This is a genomic window from Nonomuraea sp. NPDC003560 (assembly GCF_042878785.1).
Classification (GTDB): domain Bacteria; phylum Actinomycetota; class Actinomycetes; order Streptosporangiales; family Streptosporangiaceae; genus Nonomuraea.
Map to the genome: position 1 here is coordinate 99,666 of NZ_JBIAOF010000012.1, position 22,472 is coordinate 122,137.

The following is a 22,472-nucleotide window of genomic DNA, read 5'->3' on the forward strand; positions in this document are numbered from 1 at the left end:
GCTACGCAGCCTGTCGCCTGGGGCGCATGTCGAACATGTAGAAGATCAGCAGCAACACGTAGAACACGAGCGCGCCAATCGCGCTGAGCGCGCCGATGACGGTCGCGACGAGATAGAGCACCGGCCCCATGCCCCAGCGAAATCGCAACGAGCGCGCCTCGGCCGGAGTGATGTGCCCGCCGAGGTGACGATGCCCTGACGAGGCGTACCACCACACGGCGTTGTAGAAGATGCCGCCGATCACCAGCACGATTCCGTAGAAGACGGCGGCCATCTGGGTGCCGTGGTCGGCGTGCAGCGCCTCGGCCAGCACATGCGTGGGAAACGGCAGGAAGGCGACATCCATCAGGAGGAGCACGTTGAGGGCCAGCAGCAGGCCGTCAGTCCTCTGGATGAAGTGGAACATCCGATGGTGGTTCATCCAGATCATCCCCACCAGCAGGAACGTCACCATGTAGGCGAGGTATGACGGCCACAGGCCGATCAACGCACCCCCGAGGTCCTCTTCCCAGCCTTCGGGCAGCCGGATCTCAAGCACCAGCAGGGTGATTGCGATGGCGAAAACGCCGTCGCTGAACGCCTCCAGGCGCCCGGTGCTCATCACGGAAGAGTCATCGCTCACGCCGCGTATCGTAGCGAGGGGATCAAGTCGCCCGATGACGGGCAGTTCGGTGAATTTCTACTGCCAGGCGGGACTCGGTGCCGTCTCGGCGGCACGGCGGGGCTGAACCTCGTAAGCACACCGAAGAACCTCAACCTTGACCATCCCGTGCGGCGCAGTCAAGCAAGGCGAATCGGAACCGACTGGACACCTCGCGAACTACGTAACTCGTTCGTCTCCACCATGAGTGACCAGGGCGTCCCCACGGAGGCCATCGCCGATCTCGTCGGGCAAGCCGGGCACCGGCGTCACAGAAGCGGTCTACCGGCACCAGCTCAAGCCGATGATCACCAAGGGCGCCCACACCGTGAACACGACCTTCAGTGACAAGCCAACGGGATGAGTCCGAATGAGATGACTCCCATCGACTGCCGGAAATGGAAAAGGGCCCGACCCGCTGAGCGGATCAGACCCTCTACCTGGTCAAACGGCGTCGGGGTGGCGGGATTTGAACCCACGACCTCTTCGTCCCGAACGGAGCCCGCCCAACTCTCTGACCTGTGCGATCTTGGGATGCCCTGGTGGAGGCTATATCCGAATGATTTTCGCTCATTTTCGCTACGCCTCACTCTCTCCCAATCAAGATCTTCTCTCCCAATCCTCTCCCATGCTCTCCCGGGGATGGCCTGGCGCATCTGGCCGGCGGGTGGCGTCGGGGCCTGCCTCTATGGCATACGCCGATCGAACGCTAGTGCTGGATCGGTGTAGCCGCTTATCCTGCTACTGGGAAAGGTTCACAACGTAAGGCGGCCCCCGGTGATGTCCGGGGGCCGCCTTCGTTGTCAGTGCGATGGCTACTCGAATTCGCCGCTTTGGGCGCCCATCAGGAAGGCTGCCCACTCTGATCGCGTGAACCGCAACATTGGTCCACTGGGGTCCTTGGAATCTCGGACGGCTCGGCCACCGTCGGGCAGGACTGCCACCTCGACACAGTTCTCTCCATCCCCGCTGAAGGAGGACTTGTGCCAGGTGAGGTCGGACTGGGAAAGGTCCATGATCTCGCCTTACTTCAGTTGTTTGGCCAGGTCTTCAATGTATGACACGGATGCGTCCGCGCTAAGTGCCGAAGCCCGGAGATAGCTGTACTTGCGGCGGTAGTGTGACACATCCTCCTGTTTCTCCATGTAGAGGTCACCAACCGCGCCGATCTCGACGTAGACGATGCTCGGATCCTCTGGTGCCTCGTAATCGAACATCGTGAAAGACCCGTTCAGTGAGGCGTGGGCGCCCACCGCGTCCGGCAGGACCTGGATGCCGATGTTCGGACGTTCAGCCATCCGCCGAAGGTGGGCCAGCTGGTCGAGCATCACGGCGACACCACCGATGTGCTTACGCAGTGCCGCCTCGTCGATCACCGCCCAGAACGTCGGAGGGTCCTCGCGCTCCAGGATCCGCTGGCGCGCGACGCGAGCCTCCACCCGGCGCTGGATGTCCTCTTCGGCGACCACCTGGCCGCCCCGCAGGACGGCAGCGGCGTATTCGGCGGTCTGGAGCAGGCCGGGCACCAGGAGTGCCTCGAAGGTCTGGATCTCACTGGCCTCCCATTCAAGGCCGACCAGTGCGCCACCCAGGACGTCCTTGTACTCCTCTTCCCACCACCCACGCCGGCGACTCTCGCGCGCCAGCGTGATCATCGCCTGGCGCTTCGCATCGTCGTGGATCTCGTAGCAGTCGAGAAGGTCCATGACGTCGCTGACGCTGGGCAGCCGCCATTCGTTGCGCTCAATGCGCGTGACTTTGCTGGGCTGCCAGCCGAGACGGCGAGCGACTTCCTTGGAATCCAGTCCTGCCTCCTGCCGGAACTGCAGCAGGGCGTTGGAAAGGCGTCGACGCCTGATCGTCGGACTGTACGTCATTGTCGGTTTCGTCCCATTCGGAGCGATCAACCACTCAAGATTTTTTAGGTATTGCTCGATTTGGGTATTGTCGATAATCGGTCTGTGGGTTCAGTATAGGCGCTAGCTGCCCCCGATACTGGGAGTACGAAAGCGATGACGCTTACCGACAGACGCACGGATGACGTGCGGCGCAGCTTCCCTGAGTGGTTCGTCTGGCGTGTGGGCGACCGCTGCTGGTGGGCGAAGCATCAGAGGTCGCCGCTCGCCGTCCGGGCTGAGGACTTGGACACGTTGGCCACACGGCTCCAAGCGGCCACGTGAGCTCGTCACTTCGAGTCCTGGGGCCACTCGTTCCTGGGTCTCACATACGTCCCTCGGCCGGAGATGGGGTTGATGAACTTCTCCTCGGCCAGAATCCGCAGGACCTTACGAATGGTGCCGCGAGAGACCGCGAACTCCTGATCCAGCTGCTCGATGCTCGGGATCGGCATCCTCTCCCGGTAGACGCCGTTCACGATCCGCTCGCGCAGCGTCTCGTAGAGCTGTTCCCACATCAGCCGGTCCTCGTCGAACTCGATCATCACGGAGCGACGCTAGGGCGTCATGGCAGAGCCTTCCCTGCCGGGACCTGCCCTGGCAAGCAGTGGCCTGCCATGGCAGGCAGTGACACGCCTTATTCGAAACTCCTTCGCAGAACAGCACGAATACACACCTTTCCCCAACGCGGGAGCCTCATCATGACCCGACCCGACCGGCTGCATCACCTCGCCCACACCGCTACCGCCCGTCGCCCGTGCTCGCTGACCCAGCGGGCGCCCGCCGAGGTTGACGACATGGAGATGCTCGCCAGCAGGTACCCGTACTGGCTGATCCGGAGAAGCGGGACAGGCAGATTCTGGGCCAACACCTGGGAGCCGGTCTTGCGCCCCGGCTGGGACGCCATCCTGGGCGCTGACACTCTCGATGAGCTGGAGGGCCTCCTGGAGCGCCAGGAGCGGCTGCGCGGCCGGAGGCCACAGTGACGGCGTGGCCCGGACTGCGCCGGATCTTGGACCGGGTGGTGGCCCCGGACCCGCGCGACAGAGCCCCCGCACCGCCCGTGCCCGATGTGGGCTACGCCGCGCGTCTGCTTGCCGCGGCCGAACTCAAGCAGCAGTTCGAGCACTGGACGATCTTCGCCGGCCACGCCGGCGGGTTCTGGGCCGGGACGAAGGAATCGCACACGCCCATCGGGTGCGTCCCCACGATCACGGCGGACACCGCCGACGGGCTGGCCGCCCAGCTTGAGGAGCAGGAACGGCTGCGTGGTCGGAGGAGGTCGCGGTGACCGAGACTCGCGGGCAGACTCCACCGCCTTCCACGGCCCGCTGCTTCTACTGCGGTAACAAGATCTACGCCCACGAGCACAGATGGATGACCGCGCTCGGCGAGCGCCCCCCGGCGCCGGCGGCGCTGCCGATCGAGTGCCCGGCCCGCCTGATCCCAGGGAGGCCGGGCACCTTCGAGCGGCACGCGCCTGAGCCCTAACCCCTTGAGCCGCCCTCGCCTCGGATCTGGAGGGGTGCCGAGGCGAGGGTGTAGGACCCCGGGCCGCCGTTGTTCCAGCGCGGGCGGCGGTCCGGGCGGGTGGCCCCGCACCGGGAGGGCCGAATCGCGGGGCCACCCATCCAGCCGGCGGGCGGCGCGGACCATCCGGGACTCCGCGCCGCCCGCCTCCCACACCCGAGCACGCACCAGGTGTAGCGTGCACGACTCCCTCCCACGACAAAACGGGCGCCCGGCCAGCACCGGACGCCCGTCGGCCGTATCCCCCTTCCCCAGGAGACCGACCCAATGGCAAACCCTACGAGCGCGGCCGCCGCAGCGCCAACCCGCCGCGCGCAGCGCCCTGACCGCATCGAGGTCGGCGGCCTGGCCGTCGTCACGACCGCCGCCGTCGTGCTGTCCTTCAGCGCGCTGGCCGGCCTCGGCCTCCTGGTCGGGTTCGGCGACATCGCGCTGCCCTTCGGCTGGCACTTCCCCACCAGCCTGCTCGTCCCCCTGTGCATCGACGCCTACGGCGCCACCGCCGCCCGGATCGCGGTCAACCGCCACTACTCGGCCGAGACCCGCCAGCAGGCGAAGATTCACGGCATCATCGCGATCAGCGTGGGCATCCTCGGCAACGCCGCCTACCACCTCATCGAGGCCGACGTGATCGATCTCGGCGACGCCCGCGTGGGCCTGGTCATCGCGGTCAGCGTCATCCCGCCGGTCGCGCTCGGCGCTCTGGTGCACCTGATGTCGCTGTGCGCCGCCGACCGGCGCACCCACGACGAACCCGAACCCGAGCCCGCCGACCGGCGTGCACCCGATCAGGTACACGCTGAAGTGCACGTACCTCGGCATGAGCAGGTCGCCATTCTGCCGCCTGCCCGCAGCCTCGCCGGCGACCAGGCGCTGCGGAACCTGGCGGCCTTCACCGATGCCGTGCAGGGCGGTCTGTCGGCCCGCCTCCTGCAGCAGGCCGGCCCCGTACCCGTCCAGGTCCATGCACCCGCTCCTGTACCCGCCCAGATCAGCCGGGTCAGCGGCCAGGAGCCGCCCGACGTCGCCGCCCGCCGGCTGCTCGACCAGCTCGCGCTGCCCGTGGAGGTACCCACCAAGAGCTCGTCGCCGGGTACGGCTGAGGAACACCTTCCTCTGCCTGTACCTCCACCGACCGAGCTGCACCTCAAGGCCGTCCAAACCTTCGCCCCCGACGGCCGGCTGACGAAGGTGCCGCCGCTGCGCGACATCAAGGCCGCATTGCGGGTCGGCCAGCCGAAGGCCGCCCAGGTACAGGAGTACCTCGAAGAGCTCGTCGCCAGCTGACCCCGAACCTGTCTGAACCCGTCCCGTACCCGCACGACCCTGGAGGTACCTGTGAGCACCGAGCACGACCACGACGACTACGACCTGCACCCGCCGGAGCCGCCGGAGGAGCCGAGCCAGGAGCCGCCGCTCACCCTGGAGGAGATCCAGACGGCCTACGACGAAGTCGCCGCCACGATCTGGGAGCTCGGCCCGACCGCCCGGATCGTGGCGGTCGCAGTCCCGCAGTTGATCGAGCAGCTGCGGGACGCGCAGGACCGGATCAGGCCCGCCCGGCGCGAGTTCACCGTGACCGACGGGGACAAGCCGGCCGAGGACGCCGAGCTGGTGACCGCCGAGCAGGCCGACCTGATCCTGCGCAACAACCCGTCCAAGGCTGTCTGGGGGCGTGATGTCCACCCCCGGCCCTGGGAGTACATCTCGGCTAAGCCGCCGTTCTGACTCGCAACGCGAGCAGAAGCCCCGTCCGTGCCGGGCGGGGCTTCTGCGTTCCGCTGGTAGAACGCCGTTCACAGTCCTACCGTCGAGGCATGGACCTGGACCCAGAGCGTGATCGCTTCGCGTCGATCATCACCCCCGCCGGCAGCGTCGTGACCCTGCCCTTCCTCACAGAGCAGCAGGCCCAGGGCGTAGCCGCGCAGTACGGCCCGCTGGCGGAGTCTCTCCCGCGCCACGTGCAGGGCGCCGCCGAAGAGAAGGACTGCTCACGCTGCCAGGGCCAGGGATCTTGGGAAGAGACGGTCGAGGTCAAGACGCCGAGCGGCGGCACGGTCACCACCCGGCGGCGCGTCAACTGCCGGCCCTGCGGCGGCACCGGCAAGGTGCCGAAGTAGGAGGCCGGACACGACGAACGAGCCCCTCGCCCGGTATCGGGCGAGGGGCTCATGTGTGCCTGGCCAGGCTCTACCGCTTCCGCGGTGGTCGAGGACCCTGGCGCCCAACCGTCATTCGGCGCCAGGGGTGTTACCTCGTGGGCGGGAGGACAGGGCCCGCTCTTCAGGCTTGCGGGAGCCTGCCGGTGCTACGGTCACGGGCCGGCACCGGTCTACCCATCCCTGAGCGTCCCCCCTGAGTGGGAGTCCTTCGGCTTACGCCTGACCGGATCTTACACAGTGGTCCTGCAGGATGCTGCCGGCGATGACAGAGTGTCGGCCCGGCTATCGCATGTGCGTCGGCCAGTCAGGTGTGTTCGGCGGATCATCACGCCGGCCCTGTGTCACTCCGCCCACGGTGATCGTCGAGGCGGCGGCGGGGCGCGGGTCCGAGCGCTCGGCGTTGGGGACCGCCGCGGTGATGCCCAGCGCGGCGAGCACGGCCAGGCCGACGACGACCCACTCGCCCGGGGTGACCACGTTGTCGCCCATGGCGGTCAGAAGCGCGCCGGTGCCGGCCGAGGCGGCGGCCACGATCGCCTTGCTGTAGGAGCCGATCTTCATGGATCCTCCGGGGATTCTCTCCCTCATCTGAGGGCCGAAATCAGGAACCTGCGGCGGATCGCCGCAGGTTGAGGTCCGTGTCGTCCTCAGGAGGTACAGCCGGACCAGGTCGTCGTTCACGTGATCGGCGCGGTCCAGGCGGCGCGCCAGGTCCGCTCGTCGACCACGCCGGTCGGGAGCAGCCCCTTCTCCTTCTGAAACGCCGTGCAGACCTCTGCGTCGACGCCGCTGTACCAGCCGTCGACGTCGAGCCGCCAGCCGCGCTTGCGCATCTGCCGCTGCCAGGTGCGCACGTCATCGCCTTTCGTGGTCGGCGGCCAGGACAGCCGCCGCTTGCATTCGGGCACGTCGACGTCGGCCTGGCCGTCGTCCTTGCCGCCGAGCTCGGCCCTGACCCGGCCGAGGAGGACGTCCCACGGGAACGCCGTCCCCGGGTCGCTGTGGTCGCTGCGCTTGTACACCGCGCTGATGTCGGCGTGCGAGGTGATGCCGCGCTTGCCGGCGCGCAGCTCGGCCCGCGACAGCTTCTTCACCGGAATCTTGTGAGCGCGGCACCAGCCGGCGATCACGCCGGCGGCCTGGCCGAGCAGGCCCTGGCCGTAGTCGTCGAGCCACTCAGCACGCGTCTGCCGCGCGAATCCCGCCAGCTCCAGCTGCAAGCCGTCCGCATTGCCGCCGGGCGCGGCCCACGCGGTGTCCTGGTCACGCACGCACCGAACCACCGAATTGGAGTCGGCGCACGCGTGCGCGGAGGCCTGCCTGTTCATGCGGGCGAACATCGCCGCGCACTCCTCGGCGGTGGTGGGCCGCTCGACCCACTCCATCGAGTGCACGACGATCAGCCGGATCGGGGAGATGCGGCCCTGGTGGTACCAGCGGGCCTGAACCAATTTCACTGCGCCTCCTTGCGCGCACGGCGCTCCCGGCGCCAGGTGCGGATGATGATGGCCAGCCGCCAGCCCAGGACGACGGGCAGGCCCAGGAATGCGATCGACCTCGCTGTGCGAATCACGTCGGAATCGGGGAACCACGTCCGCAGCGCCACCACGGTGGTGAGCGCGGCCACGACGGCCTGGAAGGCGAACACGTGTCGTCCGGCGCCGGTGCGCCACCAGCGCGCCAGGAGCGCGTGCGCGGCCACGCAGGCCAGCGCGAGCACGGCGGTGACGACCAGGACCACGTTGGCGATCAGGAAGAGCCGGTCAGGCACCGCCACCTCCGAACGCGTCGTCGAAGATCTGCTCCCACCCGTTCTCCTCGCGCAGCTCCCGCCACCGGCGGGCCCGCGACCTGGCATGGCGGCTGACTTCGCGTGACAGGGACCACTCCTCCAGGGAGCGTCGCCGCGACTCCTCGGCCTCCTGCAGGGCGCGCTGCAGCTCCTCCTCCGGCGTCACCGCGGGGCCTCACTCTGGCGCGCCTTGATCTCCTCCATCATCGCCAGAGCCGCGCGGCTGCCCTCGGCGGCCGCCAGGAGCTCGGCCCTGGCACCCTCGGCGTGAGCCTTGCGCGTCAGGTCATGAGCGGCCCGCTCCGATTCATACAGCTTGCGCCACTGCGTGATCTCTGCACGGAGCGCATCGAGGTGCGGCTTGGCAGCGAGGTAGCCCTTCAGGAACAACACCAACAGGCCACCGCCGACGCCGCCGGTCCCCAGTAGCCACTGGATGATGTCGGGCTGCACGAACACCTCCGCTCAGTTGTGGCCGGATCCGGCCAGATCCGGCAGGGCGGGTGAACCCGGTGGCCGCCCCGTGCGTCTCACAAGTCCCCTGGACGCTGGAGGCATCGGTGAGCCATCCCGTGTACGACGAGCCGGTGACCCGGCACCCGCGCCGCTCCGGCGGCCGCGATCGCACGATCGCGCTGGTCGCCGTTCTGGTCGCGGTGGTGGCCACGCTCGTGGCCGTGGCCCTGGCCGTCGTGCTCATCACCCGGCCGGCGTCGCAAGGGACGGCGGCCGCGGCCGCGACGACCACGGCGGCCACCGGGAGCTCGCCCGCGGCCGCCACGCCAAGCCCGACCCGGAAGCCGGCGCAGCCGCGCACCGAGGCCGCGGTGCGGACGGCGGCCGAGCAGTCGTTCGACGCCTACGCGGCCGGCGCGTACGGCGAGTTCTGGGACATGTGGACCAGCCAGACCAAGCAGGTGGTCTCCCGCAAGGACTACGTGCGCCGCTTCAAACTGTGCCCCTCGGCCGCCGAGGGCCTGCGCTGGCAGATCCAGGCGGTCACCCTCGCTGGCGCCAGGGCCCGTGTGCGCGCCGCCCGCTCGATCCTGGTGCAGACCTACACCTTCGCCTACCAGGGCGGCCGGTGGCGGTTCCAGCCGTCGGCCGAGATGCTGCAGCCGTACCAGACCAAGACGGTTGACCAGATCGTGCGGGAGGAGCGCGCCGCGGGCAGGTGTGCGTAGCCGCCTCCGGGCGTAATCAGGGGGTGCCCTGGACGGGCGCTCAGACGATGAAGCCGTTGAGCACCATGGATGACCGCATGCCGTTGACCCGCGACTTGAGCTGGTTGAGAAGCGCCTGCTCCAGCGACGTATAGGTCGAGCCTGCGTCGCCCGCGGAGACGTCGCCCGGGTCGCCGATCGTGATGGGCGGCCTGAGCTGGACTTCGCTGCCGTTGCCGCCCGGCCGGCAAGTGAATCGACCGCCCTTCATGTAGATGCGGCCGTCGGTGGCGGGCATGCCGCTCGTGTCCGGAGTGGCCATGCCGCGCAAGGTCCACCCGGCGGACGCCTCGGTGATCGGCGGCCGGGTGCCCTGGCGTGCTTCGAGCGTCTCGACGCGTTTCTCCAGCTCACGGAAGAGCCGGGCGAAGTCCGTGGGGGTCGGATCGAAGCGGGTCATTCTGTGGCCTCCTGCGCGGTGATGAGCGTGGCCCGGTCCTTGCCGGAGCGGCGCTGAGCGGGTTGGATCTGCCAGCCGATCAGCCGCTGGGACAGGTTGAACGAGGCGCTGCCGTCCGGGTTGATCGGGTAGCGGGCGTTGTTGAGGATGAACCGCACGTACTCGCCGAGCGAGTTGGGGCCGAGCGAGGACCCCTTGCCGAGGACCACGTCGGCCGAGAAGACGCGGGCCGCGCCGGCCGCGCGCGCCGCCCAGTACCGGGCGAACTGGGTGAGCGTGGTCGGGTCGGTCGACTGGGTGGGGTGCTGCATGCGCCGATCCACGATCGGGTGCCCGGCCGCGATGTGCGCCGTCTCGACCAGCGCAGACCGTACCGCGGTCGCCTCAGTGGAGGCATCCGTCTCGGGGGTGCCGCCGATGATCCCCCACCGGTTGCCGCCGCGCATCACCGAACGCTCTTCGCGCCAGCCGGTGATGTCGCCGGCGACGCCCTGGCGGGCCTGGACGAACACGTGCTGCACGTCGGGGAAATCCAGCTTGGGCGCGCCGAACTCCAGGTTGCGGTAGATGACGCCGTCCACCACCCGGTTGTTGACCACGTACTCGAAGCCGTCCTCCGAGCGGGCGAAGTTCTGCAGCAGGTCGCCGTACCGGTCGTCGACCTTGCCCTCCAGGTTCCGGTTGACGCCGCTGGTGCCGGCCTGGAGGGTGAGGCCGATGTTGGAGGCGGGGTTGGACTGCATGTCGAGCACGAGCTGGCGGGCGGCGTCGAGCTGGTCGCCGCCGGCGAAGAACGCCTCTGTGAGACAGACCTGGGCCAGGTAGCCGTCGAGGGTGCAGCCCTGCAGCGACATGACGACGCCGGAGCGTGCGGTCTGCTCGGTCACCGTCGTGTGCAGCCAGTAGATCGGGTAGAGCTCGCCGTTGCGCCAGGGGTGGACGACGAGGCGGCCGGGCCCGGCGGTCAGGTCGTTGATGTCGGCGGGGAAGATCTCGTTGTATCGCTTGGCGATGCCGCGGTTGGGCATGGGCAGCTGCGCGGAGAACTGGCCCGGCTCGCCGATCCGGTCGTCCAGGCTCGGGTCGCGCGGGTAGATGTCGCCGTAGTAGGAGCCGGTCAGGGCGTCGTGGACGGTGTACCGCCAGCGGGTCGTGCCCTTGGCCGGGGTGAAGGCGGGGAAGCTGGGCGGTGTCGGTGTCTCGTGCTCGGCGCCGCTCGCGACGATGACGGTCAGGCCCGCGCCGTAGGTGAGGGTGGCGCCGGAGACGATGTGGGCGATGCTGCCGATGGCGGTGGTCGAGGTGACGGGCCGCCAGCACACCGCGCCGCCGACGTTGTCGGCCGATTGGATGTCGGCCAGTTCGGTGAAGCCGACCGGGTTCGACCACGAGATCGCGGCGTGGTTGGGGATGCCGGCGGCGAACCGTAGTTCGGCGCCGGACGGCGTGGCCGGAGTGATGCCGGGGGTGACGACGGCGACGCTGCTGGAGAACAGCGCCGACGGCACCACCTGGGGCGGTGTGGAGGCGGCGTTGGCGACCGGGACGATCACCACGGCGCCGTCCGCGCCCGACCCCTGGGTGACCGTGTAGGTGGCTGGCTCGGAGGCGGTGGCCATCCGCCACCACACGTCCACCGCCGACAGGTGGGTGGTGGGGCCCTCGACGTGGCCGAGACGCTGCCACTCCTGGCCGCCAGTGATGTTGGCGATCCCACCGGAGTCAACCACGATGAACGCCAGCAGCGCGTGCCTGGGCGTCATCCCGGCCGGGGCGTTGACCTGGAAGGGGCCGCCGTCGGGCCCGACTGCCGTCTTCGGCGTCTGCGGGGTGGCCGCCACCTCGCTCACCCCCTTCCGTTACTGCCAGGCGTGCCGCCACAGCGCGGTCGTGGCCGGCGCGGTCCCGGTCGCGGTCTCGTAGGTGAGCGATATGAAGCCGGGGCCGAGCACGAAGTCGGGCACACCGATCGAGGCGCCGGTCAGGTGGCTCATCTGGGAGACGCCGTCGATCGTCGCGGTGCCGAGAAACACGTCGATCACCAGTTGCTTGCCGGCGGGAACGGTGAGGTTGAACTCGACGACCCTGACGTCCGGCGTGCCGTCCGGCAGCGTCTGGGCGATCTCGAACAGCGGCGTGGTGGCCGGGCCTGGGGCGCGCAGCTCAAACCGGGGGGTGTCGGTGTTACCGAAGTTGGCGACCTCGACCGTCTGCCCGTCGGCGATGGTGGCGTTGCCGAGCTCGCGCGAGTACAGGCGCGGGTCCGCGCACTTGAACTGCGCCACCAGCTTGTCGGTGAACCCGTGCCGGTAGCGCAGATCGATCGGTCCAGGGGTGCGGCGGATCGCTACCCCGTAGGCGATGTAGATGGTGCCCATGATCTGCATCGCGATCGGCACCTGTTCGTCCGCGCGGGGCTTGGGCAGTCCCTGCCGCCAGGCTTCCATCGCCGCCTGCATCTGATCCCGCGGTACGGCGATCTTCCCGGCCCAGATGATGTTGCGTGGCAGGGAGAACTTCTCGCCTGGCATCGCGCCGTCGCTGTTGGGGTTGTCGACGTCGCCGTCGTCCAGGTCGGGCATGTCGATGTCTGCGCCGACCAGCTCGGTCATCCGGTAGGGCGTGCCGTTGCCGATGCGGAACCCGTTGTAGGAGATCTGTCCCGGCCCGTCGAGGTCGTCGCCCGGATTGACCGGCACGCTGATCACAGGCGCGGGCAGCGTCCACGGGACGACCAGCGGCGCCGGGTTGAGGTTGACGTTCTTGTTGGTGGTGATCGTCGGCGCGGGCAGCGTCCAGGAGGCACCGATCAGGTTGGGCTGGACGTTCGTCGGCGGTGAGGATCCGACGAAGATGTCCGGCGTGGGCAGTCCCCACGACGCCAGGACCGCGGCAGGCTTGGCGTTCAGGCCGCGCGAGATGCCCGGCGCAGGGATTGACCACGGCGCCGCCACCACAGCCGGGGTGACGTTGGCAGGCACCGAGGGGTGCGGGGTGATCCGGACCGGGGCTCCGTACCCGATCGGCGCGCTCGACGTGGCGACGATGGTGCCGGTGATGCTGTTCTGCTGGCCGCCTCGCCCGGTCCAGTCCGGCACCGTCTGCGCCGTGTCGGCCTGGTCGAGCACCCACATGCCGACCGGTGCCGACGCCGACCACGCCACCAACGAGTGGGCGAGGGACTCGACCTCGCCGTCGCTGAGGACGCGGTCCCAGATGCCGACGGCGGCGATGTCGCTGTCCGACGCAGAGCCAAAGAACGCGGTGCCGCCGCCGACGGGCCCTGCGTCGGCTATGGCGGCGGACCCGTCCTGATGCGTCCACGCGCCCGTGCTGTACACGTACTTGTGCATGCGCGGGGTCGCGCTGCCGGCCGCTTTGGTGGCGGCCACCAGCACCCAGCCGTCGGAGCTGGTGACGGTGAAAGCGGATTGGGCGGACGTGGCGGCCCGCAGCCGTAGCACGTTGGTCGTGTTGACCAGCGCGAGTTCGGCGACGCGGGCCGCGCCGCTGGTGTTGAGGCCGATCGCGGTCGCCAGGGTGGTGCCGTTGCGGCGCATCACCGCCACATACGATCCGGCCGTGGTCTGGGCGGCGAGCCCGGTAACTGCTACGCCGATCGAGTCGTCGACGCCGTCGAACGTCCTGGCCACGCACCATCACCCCCGTCTACGCGGTCGTGTATTCGAGCGTGGCCGCCACCACTTCGATGTCGTTGCCGTTGACCGTGTCGGACGCGTTGGCTGCATCGCGCGCCAGGTAGACGATCACCAGGTCGCCGGCCGCCAGCGAGTCAGCGCTGGTGAGGGCGATGCTGATCTCGAAGAGCCGCTGGGCTGTGCTTGGCACCGCCGTCGCCGAGCTGGTGTTGGCTGCGGCGAATGCTTTCGCGGTGACGTCGGTGGCGTCGCCGGGCGTGACGGCTGCCAGCCGTCCCTCGAAGATGGTGTTACCGCTGGTGGCGGCCGTCTTGCACTGGATTTTCAGGGTCGGCGTGCTGCCGTAGTCGGCGGGCATTCGCAGCGACCACGTCACCTGTTCGCGCGTGGCGGCGTCGTATGCCAGCTGCAGGAAGTACGGGGCCGGGGCAGTCGCTGAGCTTTTGACGCGCTGCATCGCTGGGGCGGCGTTGCTGGCGCTGCCGTCCGGGAGGATGGCAGCGCCGATCGCGAGCGGGATGGAGCCGGTAGCCATGAACGTCGCCTCCCTATGGGGTGCAGTCGAGCACGGCGATGCCGGACGCGTGCCAGGTGATCAGGAACGTGCCGTCCTGGGTTTCCTTCGGCGCGCCGAACCAGACGGCGAGGAACAGCCGGTTGGACTTGGTGGGGAAGTAGTGGATGCCGCCCTCGGCGATGATCGTGCTGTTGTTGAGCTGCACGTTGTCGGCGTCGAACGTCATGCTGCCTGAGGCGCCGGTGATGGTGGTGTTGGCCAGGGTGGGGCCGCCCGCGGTGTAGCCGGTACCGGAGGATTCGCCGGCGTTCCACGGCGCGGTGCCGTAGGCCATGTCCGTGGTGTAGTTCGGCGTGACGCTGCTGCCCCACAGGGCGAATTTGCTGTCCTCGGCGTCGAGGTTGATCCCCAGCGCGCTGGCGTCCCACTGGTCGACGTGAGTGGCCACGAACAGGCCGGACGCGGACCACGCCATCAGGCACCCCCGGGACGCATCGTGCGGCCTCGGCCGCGCACGGGTTGGACATGGACGGCCGCGTCGCCGGGGCCGGGCGGCGGCGCGGACTGCATCGCCTCGATCTCGGCGATCAGCGGCCCCCAGTCGGCCTCCAGGCGTTTGATCTCCAGCTCGATCGCGGCCCGCACGCTGGCTTCGAGGTCGCGGGTGAGCTCCTGCCGCAGTTGCTTGATGCGGGCGACCGCGCGGATCCAGCCGCGGAACTGGCGCATGCGCTGCATTGCCGCTCGCCGCTCGGCGAGTGTCTCTTCCGTCGGGTCTTCCTCGAACAGGGCCTTGGCCGCCTGGAGCGCTTCCTGCTCGTCGCCGCACGCCTCCAGCAGCTCCGCTTCCGCGCGCAGGGCGCGGGCCATCCGTCGCGAGGTCACTGGGTCACCACTCCCTTGCCGGTCAGGAGCGGGGCTTGGATGTGCACGTCCTGGTGCTCGCCCCGATCCGAGGTCCTGTTGCGGGTGGTGGCGATGCAGCCGGACTCGGTCAACTCGGTGACCACCTTGGTTCGCCGGCCGCTGTCGTCGAGCGGTTCGCGACGGACCGGCCGGGACCGGCCCGTCGCGAACTGCAACGTCTTGATCTTCTCGGCGAACGACAGTCCGCCATCGTTTCCGGGCATGCCGGAACCGCCCTTCGTTCGAGGTGGGTCAGATGATGGAGAGGACCTGAACGCCCATCGCCGTGGCCAGGGCGGGCACGTCTGCCTTCTCCTGGATGGTCGAGCCAGACAGGTCGACCTGGACTGTCACGCCGCTGCCCGCGGACGGGCTGTCTGGTGAGGAGGAGCCGGTGTGCCGGGCAACCGCCCGCTGCTGCATGTCGGTCCCGGCGAGCGCCTGATCGAACACCTGGCCGCTGGCCATGCCCGCGGCGGCGCTGGCCGCGCTGCCGACCAGGCCCGTCACGGCGGCCAGCGCCTTGCCCTGCATACCGGCGATGCCCTCGATCAGGCCAGCGATCGTGTTCATCCCGATATCGGCCATCACCCTGGAGGGCGACTTGATTTTCAGCTCCTTCTTGATGGCCTTCACCAGCGCCTGCACGATCTTGGTCATCTCGGCGTCGAGCTTCTTCAGGCTGTCCTGCAGGCCGGTCAAATAGCCCTGACCTGCTTTTTTGCCCGTGTCATACATCGCGTCAGCGCCGATCTTGCCGAGCTTCTGGCTCATGGTGTCGATCTGCTTCTGCGCCTTGTTGATGGCTTTGATTTCGCTGCCGTCGGCGCCGACCAGCATCTCGGCCAGCGACCCGCCGCCCTCGACGCCGGCGTCGATGATCTGCTTGAGCGTCGTCTTGTTCAGGCCGCGCTTGGCCAGGGCCTGGATGTTGGCCGCGAAGTCCTTGATGGCTTGGGCCCGCGACTTCAGCCCGGACAGCAGATCACCGGCCCCGGCGCCCTCCTCGGGCAGTTTCAGGCCGGTGATGGAGGCCCACTCGGCGGCGGTCCCGGCGACCTTCTTCGCGTACTCCTTCGCGTCGGCCAGCTGCTTGACCAGCGCCTCGCGCTGCAGCGCCAGGTCCTCCAAGTTCTTGTTGCCGGCGCGGACGAACTCCAGCAGCCCGTCGACGACGTCGGGCCGCGACCCGAACTGCTTCTTGATCGTTTCGACCATCTTGGTGATGGTGTCCTTAACCTTGCCCTGCTCGGCTGTCAGCCCCTGGATCAGGCCCTGCACGGTCCACTTGCCGATCTCGGCGAAGACCGTCGACGGGCTGGAGATGCCGAGGAACCGCTTCGCCCCGTCGACCGCGCCCTTGACGGTTTGCTCGGCCGCGGCGGCCAGCTCGCCCGCCTTCGCCTTGACCCCGTTGATCAGGCCGTTGATCAGGTCGCGGCCCGCCTGCAGCAGGTAGGAGCCGAGATTGCCGAGCGCGGTCTTGATCTTCCCGGGCAGTTCCTGGAACCACTTGATGACCTTGGAGGCGCCGTCTTGCACGGCCTTGCCCGCCTGGGTCATGGCCTGGTCGAACTTGGCCTTCATCTCCTTGGTCAGTTCGACGATGGCCACCCCGATGGCGTAGATCAGGGCGGCGGCCAGGCCGGCGATGATGGCGGGGACCGCCAGGACGGCGACGCCGACCGCGAGCCCCAGGCCCAAGACGATCTTCGGTCCCCACTCCTTGAGCCAGGCGACCAGCTTCTCGCCGTTGCCGATCCATTCCTTGATCAGGCCGGGCAGCGCCATCGCCCATTCGGCGATCTTGTGGCCGAGCGCCTCCAGGGCGGGCGGGATCTTCGGCAGCGTCTCCTTGATCCACGCCAGCAGCGCCTCGCCCAGCACGGCGGCCTTCTCGGCGATCCAGCCGGGCAGCTCAGACAGCCATTGCCCGATCTTCTCGCCGATCTGGCCGAGCCAGGTGACGACCTGCTGCGCGGCCCCCTGCAGCAGCTCGCCGACCTTCCCCCAGTCGCCGGCCATGATCGCGCCGATGAGCTCGCCGATTCCGGCGATGAACGGCGCGATGTAGGTGGTGTACACCTGCTGCAGGAAGGCGAAGGCCGTGTCGACGATCTGCCGGAACTTCGCCGACTCCTGGTAGGCGGTGTACAGGGCGGTGCCGAGCAGGATGAGGCCCGTGATGATCAGGCCGATCGGGTTGCCCGCGATCGCCACCCCGATGGCCTTGATCGCTCCGGCCAGCAGCTTGCCACCCGAGATCAGCGACTTGACCGCGGGGACCGCCTTCTTCGCGCCGCCCACCAGAGAGACCAGGCCGGAGACGGCCGGGCCGAGCTTGCTGGCCAGGCCGCCCGCCACCAGGGCGAAGGCCAGCGCTTGGGCGGCCGCCGACCGCACCGGCTCGGGCAGCTGGGTGATCCAGCCCACCACGGTGGCCAGCGGGCCGGCCAGCAGGCTGAGAATGGGGCCGAGTCCGGCCGCCGCCTGCGACAGGAAGGCGAACGCCTGGCCGATCTGCTCCTGCCCCTTCGCAGACTGGGCCCAGGCGGCGAACCTGCCGGTCAGCTTCTCCAACGTGGTCAGCAGGCCGTCGCCCTCGCTGCCGGCCGCCTTGAAGATGCCGGCCAGGCCGACGCCGATGTTGGCGGCGATCCGGCCGAGGCTGGCCAGCGTGTCACCAGCCCGCTGGACGACGCCAGCCAGCGCCGCGGCGCCGTCCTTGGACTTCAGGAACGCCGCGGCGCTCTTGGCCCCCTCCACAGCCCAGCCGGTCATCCGCTGCACGAGCGGCATGCCCACGTTCGTCAGCCGCAGCACGATCGCGACCAGCGGCTCGATGCCGCCCCGCAGGGTCCTGGCGGTCTTGGCGGTGCCGCTGAACACCGTGGCGAGCTGGCCGCGGAAGAACGGCGTCGAGGCCACCCGCAGGCCTTCGCGGCCCATGCTGTTGAGCGCGCCGGCCACGTCGGTCATGCCCGCCTTAGCGGTGGGCAGCACGCTGGTGGCAGCCGTCTTCAGCGGCCGCGTCAGCCGGTCGAACAGCTTCTCCTGCACGGCCTTACGCAGCGGGTCGAACGCCGACGTCTTCAGCGCCGCGCTCTCCCGCACGAACGCGGCGGCCGCCGGCGTCAGGTCCTTCAGCGACTCGGCGAGCTTCTTGCTGTCGCCCTCGGCCACCGCCGACATCGCCTCGCCGACTCCGACCATGCCGATCTTCAGGGTGGCCGCGGCGGTCTGGGCCGCACCCATGGCGGCGGGCAGCGCCAGGATCGCGCCGGCGGCCGGCGCCAGGGCGGCGGTGAGCTGGACGGCGTGACTGGCCATGATGGCCAGCCCGCCGGCCTTGGCCACGCCGTCGAGCTTCTCGGCCTTGGCAGCCAGCGACTCCAGCCCGGCCAGGCCGCGGTTCAGGCCCGACTTGAACTTCTTGGTGTCCATGCCGAGCTTGACCAACAGCGTCTTCAGGGTCGCCACGACGACTCACCCCCCGACGTGTTGTGGTTCAGGCAGGCAGAGGCGGCCGAGGCGGCACGGGCGTCACTCGCGCGGTTCGGCCTCGGTGCCGCCGAGCGCGGCGTTGATCTGCCGGATGCGGGAGTAGATCTCCTCCGGGGACTGCTGCGGCCGGGGCACCCAGCCGGGCAAGAACTTACGCAGCGGCAGCGGCCCGCGTTTGCCCCGCTGGGAGTTGACGATCCAGCTGCCGATCATCGCGGTGTGGATGTCGGTGCGGGCCTGGCCGAGCGGGCCGCTGATCTGCTCGTAGGCGATCCACTCGGTGAGCTCGGCCGAGGAGATCTCGGCCAGCAGCCGGCCCACGGTCATGCCCAGGTGGGCGGCCAGCCGGAAGTAGAAGGCGCGCTCGGGGCGCGCCTTCAGTTTCCCTCCAGCTCCTCCAGGTCCTCATCCGACAGCCCGGACAGCCGCTGGGCGACGTCGACGACGCGCGACAGCGCCTTGGCCGACTTGCGGGAGAGGGCCTTGATGTCCTCCTCGCCGAACAGCAGCTGCCCGGACTGGTCGACGATGGACATCTGGGCGAGCTTGCCGCGCGCGTCCAGCACCCGCACCCGGTTCTTGGAGTCCAGCAGCGACCCCTCGTACTTGTCGCGCTGGGTGCCGGACAGGCCGCGCACGATCACGGTGCCGCCCCACTCGGGGACATGCACCTGCTCCTCGCGCCGGTCGTCGACGGACAGGATCTGCTCGCGCGTCAGGAACACCACGGCGTCGGGCGCAGTGCCGGATGCGGTGCTGGCGGTGTCGCGGGTGGGGGTGGCCATCAGGCGGATGCTCCGATCAGGACGATGTCGTAGGTGACGGGGGTGCCGGCCGCGGAGTTGGCGACCTGCAGCAGGTCGCCGGTGGCGGCGGCGACGGCGTAGCCGGTGGCGTCGATGTCGCTGGTGGCCAGCAGCAGCGTGGTGCCGGGCCGGACGACGAGCTTGTCGGTGGGGTCGGCGGTGAAGGTGGCGAACCCGTTGGAGGCGGCGCCGCCCACCAGCACGTTGTTGGTGTTGGCGGCGGCCGCGCGGATCAGCATCAACTTGATCCGGGCGAACGTCAGCGAGGCGCCGAGCGGATCGGTCAGGCCGCCCGCCAGATCCAGGCTCTCGCTGGCCGAGGCGGCCAGGACGCGCCGGTCGTGGAAGACGCGGTCGGCGTGGCCAGCGCCGGTGCCGTCGGCCAGCTCCACGATCTGCCGCAGCGACAGCGGCACGCTGGCCGAGGCCAGGTCCTGGGCGCTGGTGAGCGCCGCGGACAGGGAGACCGTCAGCTTGGTGGTCAAAGACATGTCGGCGCGCCCTTCAGCTCAGGACCGGCTTGCCGGTCACCTTGAAGGTCACCTCGGCAGCCAGCTTGTCGTCGTGCGGACCCTCCGGCGAGAAGCCGGTCATGATCGCCTTGAATTCCCACTGCGCGCCGGTGATGGCCGGCCACACCACGCGGTAGTCGCGCGGCAGCTCGTCGTCGAAGTCGGCCACGAGCACGTCGTGCACGCGCGGGTCGTAGTTGACCTCGATGGACACCTCGCCGCCGTCCTTCAGTCCGCCGATGAACTCGCGCCAGGCGTCCGGCGAGGAGTGGTCGGTGACGTCGTAGGTCTCGCGTTCGATCTCCGGGCCGCCCACGCTGGTGACGCCGGCGATCGCGGTGAAGGTCGGGGATCCGGCCATGTCGCTGCGCTGCAGCTGGCAGCCGTATCCGTCCACTCCGGCCATGGGCCTGCTCCTGTCTGTGCTCGGGGCCCGTCTGTGCTCGGGGCCTGTCGGGGCTCGTCATTGGGGTTCGGTGACCCAGACGCGAAAGCGCGCCTGGCCCTGCCGGATGTCGGGGGCGGCCACCCGCCGCACCCCGGCGGACTGCATCGGGGCGGGCTGGCGGGCGATGCTGATCAGATGCCAGCCGTCGACGTCGAGCTGCACCCGGTGCAGCACCCGGTCGACCTCGGCCAGCACCTGGCCGATCTGGCCGAACCCGCGGTAGGCCGACCAGATGTTGAGGGTGACCATCACCTCGAAGCCGCGCCGGTCGTGCGTCGAGTCGTCCTTCTCGGTGATCTCGGCGAAGGCGATGTAGGGCCGGTCGCGCGCCTCGGGCACCTCGTCGTAGACGCCGTCGATCAGCGCCATCAGCTGCGCGTCGGAGGTCAGGCGCGCGTAGATGGCCTGCTGGACCGGCCAGATGGCGCTCACGAGGGCAGGTGCCGATCGAGCGCCGCCCGGGTCAGCACGGGCAGCAGGTCGTTGCCGTCGTCGGCCGCCGGCTCCAGGAACGGATCAGCGGTGATCGACTCGGTGCCGCGCTCGATGAACTGGCCGTAGTAGCCGTCCGGGTCGAACACGCCGACGGTGGCGTCCATCCGCTGGCGGGAGACCTTCTTGTCGATGTGCTCCTGGAGGAACCCGGTGTCGACGGCGACGTCCTCGACGGCACGGCCTTGCACGTGGTCGGCCCACTCGGCCGCCACGTCGGCACCGGCCTCGTCGACGTCGTGGAACATCCGGTAGAAGGCGCGGCGCACCGCCGCGGCGTCGACCTCGATCCTCACGTCTCCTCCTCCCGTTCCCGCCGCCGGCAGTCGGCCCGCAGGTAGATCGGCTCCGACGGCGTGTAGGTGGCCAGCACCTCGTACACGTGCGCGTCGTCGAACAGCTCATCGCCGCGGCGTACGCCCGCGCCGGGCGCCAGGTAGACGGGGTAGCTGAGGTCGGCACCGCTCTGGTCGCCCTCCTCCCGCTCGGCCGGTGTGCCCGGCTGGGAGACGCGGGCCCGGACAGCGCCGATCGGCAGCCAGGTCGTGTGCTGGCCGCCGCCGCCGTCACGGACGGTGGAGGGCCGCCGGTGCTGCAGCGTCCGGTTAAGCAGGTGGGCGATCATGTGCGGGCCCGGTACATGGCCAGGGAGCGTTTCTCGGCGGTGGTCAGCTGCATGCCGGGGGTGGCCCACTTGGCCGCCCAGTCGCCCAGGCGTTCGGACTCCAGCCCGGCGGCGTTGTCCCAGCCGACCCGGGCCAGGCGCAGGCACATCGCCTTGACCCCGTCCGGGATCGGGGCCCAGCCGGCGGTGTCGACGACCTCGATCGCCTGCTCGCGGCGTGGCCAGCACTGGCCGATGCGGCGCAGCCTGCCGTAGGAGGTCCACCGGTAGTCGCTGCCGTGCTCCAGCACGGTCTCGCTGCCGTCTTCGTCCACGATCGTGACCGAGGCGACCGCGGTGACCGGCCAGCGCGGCAGCAGCAGCCGGTGGCCGCCGTTGCCGTCCAGCACCACGGTGTCGGTGGCCAGCGTCAGCGACTGGCCGGTCTCGTCGTCGATCACGCCGGTGGCCAGCGCCAGCAGCAGCTCGGCCCGCGCGGTCTCCTCGGCGTCCAGGCCGGCCTCGCCGCGGCCCATGAGCACGCCGAGCTCGGCCGCCTCGGCGTACGGCATCGGCTACTCCTTCGGCGGTTCGGCCGGCGTCTCGGTGGCGGCCTTCGCCGGCGGCTTGCCCGCGGCCTTGCTCGCCGCCTTGGCCGGGGCCTTGACCGGCGCCTTGGGGGTCTCCGTGTCCGGGGGCGTGACCGGGGGTGCGGTCTGCTGCTGGCCGCCGTCCTTGGGCGGTTGCGGCACCGGGCGGGTGCGCACCTGCGCGCCGTCGGCCGGGACGGCGAAGCCGCCCGCGATCAGCTCCTCGGCCTCGTCGTTGGGGAACACAGCCGTCTCTCCCGGCTGCACGCTGCGCTCGGCGCTCGCGTACAGCGTCAGCATCTTGATCTTCATGGCGCTCCTTCCAGGGTGACCCGGGCCTGAGCCGGTACGGGGGCAACCGGCCCAGGCCCGGTGCTCAGGGGTCAGGCCGGGTACTTGCGGGGCTTGCCGCGCACGACGATGGCGGCGAACAGGCCGCCGGTGGTGGCGCCGGTCACGGTGGTGAGCGCGACGCGGATGTAGCGCTTGTTGCCCTTGTAGCCGACCTCGCGCACCACGTTGTCGTCGGCCGAGGACAGGGTCGGCTCAGTGCCGATGAGGTCGGCGTCGGCCACCGCGGTGAAGGTGGCGTTGTCGTCGGACTCCTGCACCTCGAAGGTGTAGACGCTGCCGTCGGTGACGGTGCCGGAGGTGATGACGACCGCCGCGGCGTTGTAGCCGTTGAGGTCCACGCCGGTGCCGTTGGCGGTCGCGGTGCGCGCGGCCGCCGGCAGCGAGACGGCGACGGAGATGTCGTTGACGTTGTCGAACCTGGACATGATGGGAGGCGCC

The 22,472-nt window shown here is 69.6% G+C and carries 34 protein-coding genes; 7 read left to right on the forward strand and 27 right to left on the reverse strand.

Annotated elements, in window-relative coordinates:
- Position 1: 1 nt before the first annotated feature.
- The 4 genes from ACFYUV_RS37975 to ACFYUV_RS37990 all read right to left on the reverse strand — a co-directional run bounded on the left by ACFYUV_RS37975 (position 2) and on the right by ACFYUV_RS37990 (position 3,080).
- On the reverse strand, positions 2-622 hold the full coding sequence (locus ACFYUV_RS37975) for a TMEM175 family protein (protein ID WP_352357460.1): 621 nt from the start codon (positions 620-622) through the stop codon (positions 2-4).
- A gap of 833 nt (positions 623-1,455) precedes the next feature.
- Entirely contained in the window at positions 1,456-1,656 is a 201-nt protein-coding gene (locus ACFYUV_RS37980; protein ID WP_387677673.1) for a DUF397 domain-containing protein, read from the reverse strand.
- Between the two features lie 9 nt (positions 1,657-1,665).
- A complete protein-coding gene (locus ACFYUV_RS37985; protein WP_387677676.1) occupies positions 1,666-2,517 on the reverse strand; it encodes a helix-turn-helix domain-containing protein in 852 nt (283 codons plus the stop codon).
- Between the two features lie 308 nt (positions 2,518-2,825).
- Positions 2,826-3,080 carry a winged helix-turn-helix domain-containing protein gene (locus ACFYUV_RS37990; protein WP_387677679.1) on the reverse strand — a complete coding sequence of 85 codons (255 nt, stop codon included), beginning with the start codon at positions 3,078-3,080 and terminating at the stop codon, positions 2,826-2,828.
- Positions 3,081-3,236: 156 nt separating this feature from the next.
- On the opposite strand from ACFYUV_RS37990, the gene ACFYUV_RS37995 reads away from it, so the two are divergent.
- The 6 genes from ACFYUV_RS37995 to ACFYUV_RS38020 all read left to right on the forward strand — a co-directional run bounded on the left by ACFYUV_RS37995 (position 3,237) and on the right by ACFYUV_RS38020 (position 6,185).
- Entirely contained in the window at positions 3,237-3,521 is a 285-nt protein-coding gene (locus ACFYUV_RS37995) for a hypothetical protein (RefSeq protein WP_387677682.1), read from the forward strand.
- Positions 3,518-3,826, forward strand: coding sequence for a hypothetical protein (locus ACFYUV_RS38000; protein ID WP_387677685.1), 309 nt, complete (start codon positions 3,518-3,520; stop codon positions 3,824-3,826). Before ACFYUV_RS37995 ends, ACFYUV_RS38000 begins: the two co-directional genes overlap by 4 nt.
- A complete protein-coding gene (locus tag ACFYUV_RS38005) occupies positions 3,823-4,026 on the forward strand; it encodes a hypothetical protein (RefSeq protein ID WP_387677688.1) in 204 nt (67 codons plus the stop codon). The genes ACFYUV_RS38000 and ACFYUV_RS38005 overlap by 4 nt, the downstream gene beginning before the upstream one ends.
- A gap of 306 nt (positions 4,027-4,332) precedes the next feature.
- Entirely contained in the window at positions 4,333-5,352 is a 1,020-nt protein-coding gene (locus ACFYUV_RS38010; RefSeq protein WP_387677691.1) for a hypothetical protein, read from the forward strand.
- A 51-nt stretch (positions 5,353-5,403) separates the two neighbouring features.
- Positions 5,404-5,793, forward strand: a complete 390-nt coding sequence (locus ACFYUV_RS38015; RefSeq protein ID WP_387677694.1) for a hypothetical protein — start codon at positions 5,404-5,406, stop codon at positions 5,791-5,793.
- 89 nt (positions 5,794-5,882) lie between these two features.
- A complete protein-coding gene (locus tag ACFYUV_RS38020) occupies positions 5,883-6,185 on the forward strand; it encodes a hypothetical protein (protein ID WP_387677697.1) in 303 nt (100 codons plus the stop codon).
- Positions 6,186-6,509: 324 nt separating this feature from the next.
- Here ACFYUV_RS38020 and ACFYUV_RS38025 read toward each other — a convergent pair whose 3' ends face one another.
- The 5 genes from ACFYUV_RS38025 to ACFYUV_RS38045 all read right to left on the reverse strand — a co-directional run bounded on the left by ACFYUV_RS38025 (position 6,510) and on the right by ACFYUV_RS38045 (position 8,472).
- Positions 6,510-6,788 carry a hypothetical protein gene (locus tag ACFYUV_RS38025; RefSeq protein WP_387677700.1) on the reverse strand — a complete coding sequence of 93 codons (279 nt, stop codon included), beginning with the start codon at positions 6,786-6,788 and terminating at the stop codon, positions 6,510-6,512.
- Positions 6,789-6,904: 116 nt separating this feature from the next.
- Positions 6,905-7,684, reverse strand: coding sequence for an N-acetylmuramoyl-L-alanine amidase (locus ACFYUV_RS38030; protein WP_387677703.1), 780 nt, complete (start codon positions 7,682-7,684; stop codon positions 6,905-6,907).
- Entirely contained in the window at positions 7,681-7,998 is a 318-nt protein-coding gene (locus ACFYUV_RS38035) for a hypothetical protein (RefSeq protein WP_387677706.1), read from the reverse strand. Before ACFYUV_RS38035 ends, ACFYUV_RS38030 begins: the two co-directional genes overlap by 4 nt.
- Complete coding sequence (locus ACFYUV_RS38040) at positions 7,991-8,185, reverse strand: hypothetical protein (protein WP_387677709.1); 195 nt, start codon at positions 8,183-8,185, stop codon at positions 7,991-7,993. The genes ACFYUV_RS38035 and ACFYUV_RS38040 overlap by 8 nt, the downstream gene beginning before the upstream one ends.
- Complete coding sequence (locus tag ACFYUV_RS38045) at positions 8,182-8,472, reverse strand: hypothetical protein (RefSeq protein ID WP_387677712.1); 291 nt, start codon at positions 8,470-8,472, stop codon at positions 8,182-8,184. The genes ACFYUV_RS38040 and ACFYUV_RS38045 overlap by 4 nt, the downstream gene beginning before the upstream one ends.
- 107 nt (positions 8,473-8,579) lie before the next feature.
- Here ACFYUV_RS38045 and ACFYUV_RS38050 point away from each other — a divergent pair, with 107 nt between their 5' ends.
- Positions 8,580-9,203, forward strand: a complete 624-nt coding sequence (locus tag ACFYUV_RS38050) for a hypothetical protein (protein WP_387677715.1) — start codon at positions 8,580-8,582, stop codon at positions 9,201-9,203.
- Positions 9,204-9,243: 40 nt separating this feature from the next.
- On the opposite strand, the gene ACFYUV_RS38055 is transcribed toward ACFYUV_RS38050, so the two are convergent.
- The 18 genes from ACFYUV_RS38055 to ACFYUV_RS38140 form a co-directional block, all read right to left on the reverse strand.
- Positions 9,244-9,642: a hypothetical protein gene (locus tag ACFYUV_RS38055; RefSeq protein ID WP_387677718.1), complete on the reverse strand. Its 399-nt coding sequence runs from the start codon at positions 9,640-9,642 to the stop codon at positions 9,244-9,246.
- On the reverse strand, positions 9,639-11,492 hold the full coding sequence (locus tag ACFYUV_RS38060) for a hypothetical protein (protein ID WP_387677721.1): 1,854 nt from the start codon (positions 11,490-11,492) through the stop codon (positions 9,639-9,641). Before ACFYUV_RS38060 ends, ACFYUV_RS38055 begins: the two co-directional genes overlap by 4 nt.
- A gap of 9 nt (positions 11,493-11,501) precedes the next feature.
- Positions 11,502-13,295, reverse strand: a complete 1,794-nt coding sequence (locus ACFYUV_RS38065; protein ID WP_387677724.1) for a hypothetical protein — start codon at positions 13,293-13,295, stop codon at positions 11,502-11,504.
- A gap of 16 nt (positions 13,296-13,311) precedes the next feature.
- A complete protein-coding gene (locus ACFYUV_RS38070) occupies positions 13,312-13,836 on the reverse strand; it encodes a hypothetical protein (protein WP_387677727.1) in 525 nt (174 codons plus the stop codon).
- Between the two features lie 13 nt (positions 13,837-13,849).
- Positions 13,850-14,293 (reverse strand): hypothetical protein, encoded by a 444-nt coding sequence (locus ACFYUV_RS38075; protein ID WP_387677730.1) that lies wholly within the window; start codon positions 14,291-14,293, stop codon positions 13,850-13,852.
- The gene (locus ACFYUV_RS38080) at positions 14,293-14,703 is read right to left on the reverse strand and encodes a hypothetical protein (protein WP_387677733.1); all 411 of its coding nucleotides are present in this window, start codon (positions 14,701-14,703) and stop codon (positions 14,293-14,295) included. The genes ACFYUV_RS38075 and ACFYUV_RS38080 overlap by 1 nt, the downstream gene beginning before the upstream one ends.
- Entirely contained in the window at positions 14,700-14,948 is a 249-nt protein-coding gene (locus ACFYUV_RS38085; RefSeq protein ID WP_387677736.1) for a hypothetical protein, read from the reverse strand. Before ACFYUV_RS38085 ends, ACFYUV_RS38080 begins: the two co-directional genes overlap by 4 nt.
- Before the next feature lie 28 nt (positions 14,949-14,976).
- Complete coding sequence (locus tag ACFYUV_RS38090) at positions 14,977-18,204, reverse strand: hypothetical protein (protein WP_387677739.1); 3,228 nt, start codon at positions 18,202-18,204, stop codon at positions 14,977-14,979.
- Between the two features lie 63 nt (positions 18,205-18,267).
- A complete protein-coding gene (locus ACFYUV_RS38095; RefSeq protein ID WP_387677742.1) occupies positions 18,268-18,555 on the reverse strand; it encodes a hypothetical protein in 288 nt (95 codons plus the stop codon).
- A gap of 50 nt (positions 18,556-18,605) precedes the next feature.
- Positions 18,606-19,013 (reverse strand): hypothetical protein, encoded by a 408-nt coding sequence (locus ACFYUV_RS38100; RefSeq protein ID WP_387677745.1) that lies wholly within the window; start codon positions 19,011-19,013, stop codon positions 18,606-18,608.
- Positions 19,013-19,525: a hypothetical protein gene (locus ACFYUV_RS38105; RefSeq protein WP_387677748.1), complete on the reverse strand. Its 513-nt coding sequence runs from the start codon at positions 19,523-19,525 to the stop codon at positions 19,013-19,015. The genes ACFYUV_RS38100 and ACFYUV_RS38105 overlap by 1 nt, the downstream gene beginning before the upstream one ends.
- Before the next feature lie 13 nt (positions 19,526-19,538).
- Positions 19,539-19,952, reverse strand: a complete 414-nt coding sequence (locus tag ACFYUV_RS38110; RefSeq protein ID WP_387677751.1) for a phage tail tube protein — start codon at positions 19,950-19,952, stop codon at positions 19,539-19,541.
- A 57-nt stretch (positions 19,953-20,009) separates the two neighbouring features.
- Positions 20,010-20,426: a DUF3168 domain-containing protein gene (locus ACFYUV_RS38115; protein WP_387677754.1), complete on the reverse strand. Its 417-nt coding sequence runs from the start codon at positions 20,424-20,426 to the stop codon at positions 20,010-20,012.
- Positions 20,423-20,782, reverse strand: coding sequence for a hypothetical protein (locus tag ACFYUV_RS38120; protein ID WP_387677757.1), 360 nt, complete (start codon positions 20,780-20,782; stop codon positions 20,423-20,425). The genes ACFYUV_RS38115 and ACFYUV_RS38120 overlap by 4 nt, the downstream gene beginning before the upstream one ends.
- A complete protein-coding gene (locus ACFYUV_RS38125; protein WP_387677760.1) occupies positions 20,779-21,111 on the reverse strand; it encodes a head-tail adaptor protein in 333 nt (110 codons plus the stop codon). The genes ACFYUV_RS38120 and ACFYUV_RS38125 overlap by 4 nt, the downstream gene beginning before the upstream one ends.
- Positions 21,108-21,662 (reverse strand): hypothetical protein, encoded by a 555-nt coding sequence (locus tag ACFYUV_RS38130; RefSeq protein WP_387677763.1) that lies wholly within the window; start codon positions 21,660-21,662, stop codon positions 21,108-21,110. Before ACFYUV_RS38130 ends, ACFYUV_RS38125 begins: the two co-directional genes overlap by 4 nt.
- Positions 21,663-21,665: 3 nt before the next feature.
- Complete coding sequence (locus tag ACFYUV_RS38135; RefSeq protein ID WP_387677766.1) at positions 21,666-21,992, reverse strand: hypothetical protein; 327 nt, start codon at positions 21,990-21,992, stop codon at positions 21,666-21,668.
- Between the two features lie 71 nt (positions 21,993-22,063).
- Positions 22,064-22,459, reverse strand: a complete 396-nt coding sequence (locus tag ACFYUV_RS38140) for a Bbp16 family capsid cement protein (protein WP_387677769.1) — start codon at positions 22,457-22,459, stop codon at positions 22,064-22,066.
- Positions 22,460-22,472 lie beyond the last annotated feature (13 nt).

Coding starts and splice junctions, on each gene's coding strand:
- ACFYUV_RS37980 (WP_387677673.1), bottom strand. CDS start 1,656: ATGGACCTTTCCCAGTCCGACCTCACCTGGCACAAGTCCTCCTTCAGC.
- ACFYUV_RS37985 (WP_387677676.1), bottom strand. CDS start 2,517: ATGACGTACAGTCCGACGATCAGGCGTCGACGCCTTTCCAACGCCCTG.
- ACFYUV_RS37990 (WP_387677679.1), bottom strand. CDS start 3,080: ATGATCGAGTTCGACGAGGACCGGCTGATGTGGGAACAGCTCTACGAG.
- ACFYUV_RS37995 (WP_387677682.1), top strand. CDS start 3,237: ATGACCCGACCCGACCGGCTGCATCACCTCGCCCACACCGCTACCGCC.
- ACFYUV_RS38010 (WP_387677691.1), top strand. CDS start 4,333: ATGGCAAACCCTACGAGCGCGGCCGCCGCAGCGCCAACCCGCCGCGCG.
- ACFYUV_RS38020 (WP_387677697.1), top strand. CDS start 5,883: ATGGACCTGGACCCAGAGCGTGATCGCTTCGCGTCGATCATCACCCCC.
- ACFYUV_RS38025 (WP_387677700.1), bottom strand. CDS start 6,788: ATGAAGATCGGCTCCTACAGCAAGGCGATCGTGGCCGCCGCCTCGGCC.
- ACFYUV_RS38055 (WP_387677718.1), bottom strand. CDS start 9,642: ATGACCCGCTTCGATCCGACCCCCACGGACTTCGCCCGGCTCTTCCGT.
- ACFYUV_RS38070 (WP_387677727.1), bottom strand. CDS start 13,836: ATGGCTACCGGCTCCATCCCGCTCGCGATCGGCGCTGCCATCCTCCCG.
- ACFYUV_RS38075 (WP_387677730.1), bottom strand. CDS start 14,293: ATGGCGTGGTCCGCGTCCGGCCTGTTCGTGGCCACTCACGTCGACCAG.
- ACFYUV_RS38085 (WP_387677736.1), bottom strand. CDS start 14,948: ATGCCCGGAAACGATGGCGGACTGTCGTTCGCCGAGAAGATCAAGACG.
- ACFYUV_RS38095 (WP_387677742.1), bottom strand. CDS start 18,555: ATGACCGTGGGCCGGCTGCTGGCCGAGATCTCCTCGGCCGAGCTCACC.
- ACFYUV_RS38100 (WP_387677745.1), bottom strand. CDS start 19,013: ATGGCCACCCCCACCCGCGACACCGCCAGCACCGCATCCGGCACTGCG.
- ACFYUV_RS38105 (WP_387677748.1), bottom strand. CDS start 19,525: ATGTCTTTGACCACCAAGCTGACGGTCTCCCTGTCCGCGGCGCTCACC.
- ACFYUV_RS38110 (WP_387677751.1), bottom strand. CDS start 19,952: ATGGCCGGAGTGGACGGATACGGCTGCCAGCTGCAGCGCAGCGACATG.
- ACFYUV_RS38125 (WP_387677760.1), bottom strand. CDS start 21,111: ATGATCGCCCACCTGCTTAACCGGACGCTGCAGCACCGGCGGCCCTCC.
- ACFYUV_RS38130 (WP_387677763.1), bottom strand. CDS start 21,662: ATGCCGTACGCCGAGGCGGCCGAGCTCGGCGTGCTCATGGGCCGCGGC.
- ACFYUV_RS38135 (WP_387677766.1), bottom strand. CDS start 21,992: ATGAAGATCAAGATGCTGACGCTGTACGCGAGCGCCGAGCGCAGCGTG.
- ACFYUV_RS38140 (WP_387677769.1), bottom strand. CDS start 22,459: ATGTCCAGGTTCGACAACGTCAACGACATCTCCGTCGCCGTCTCGCTG.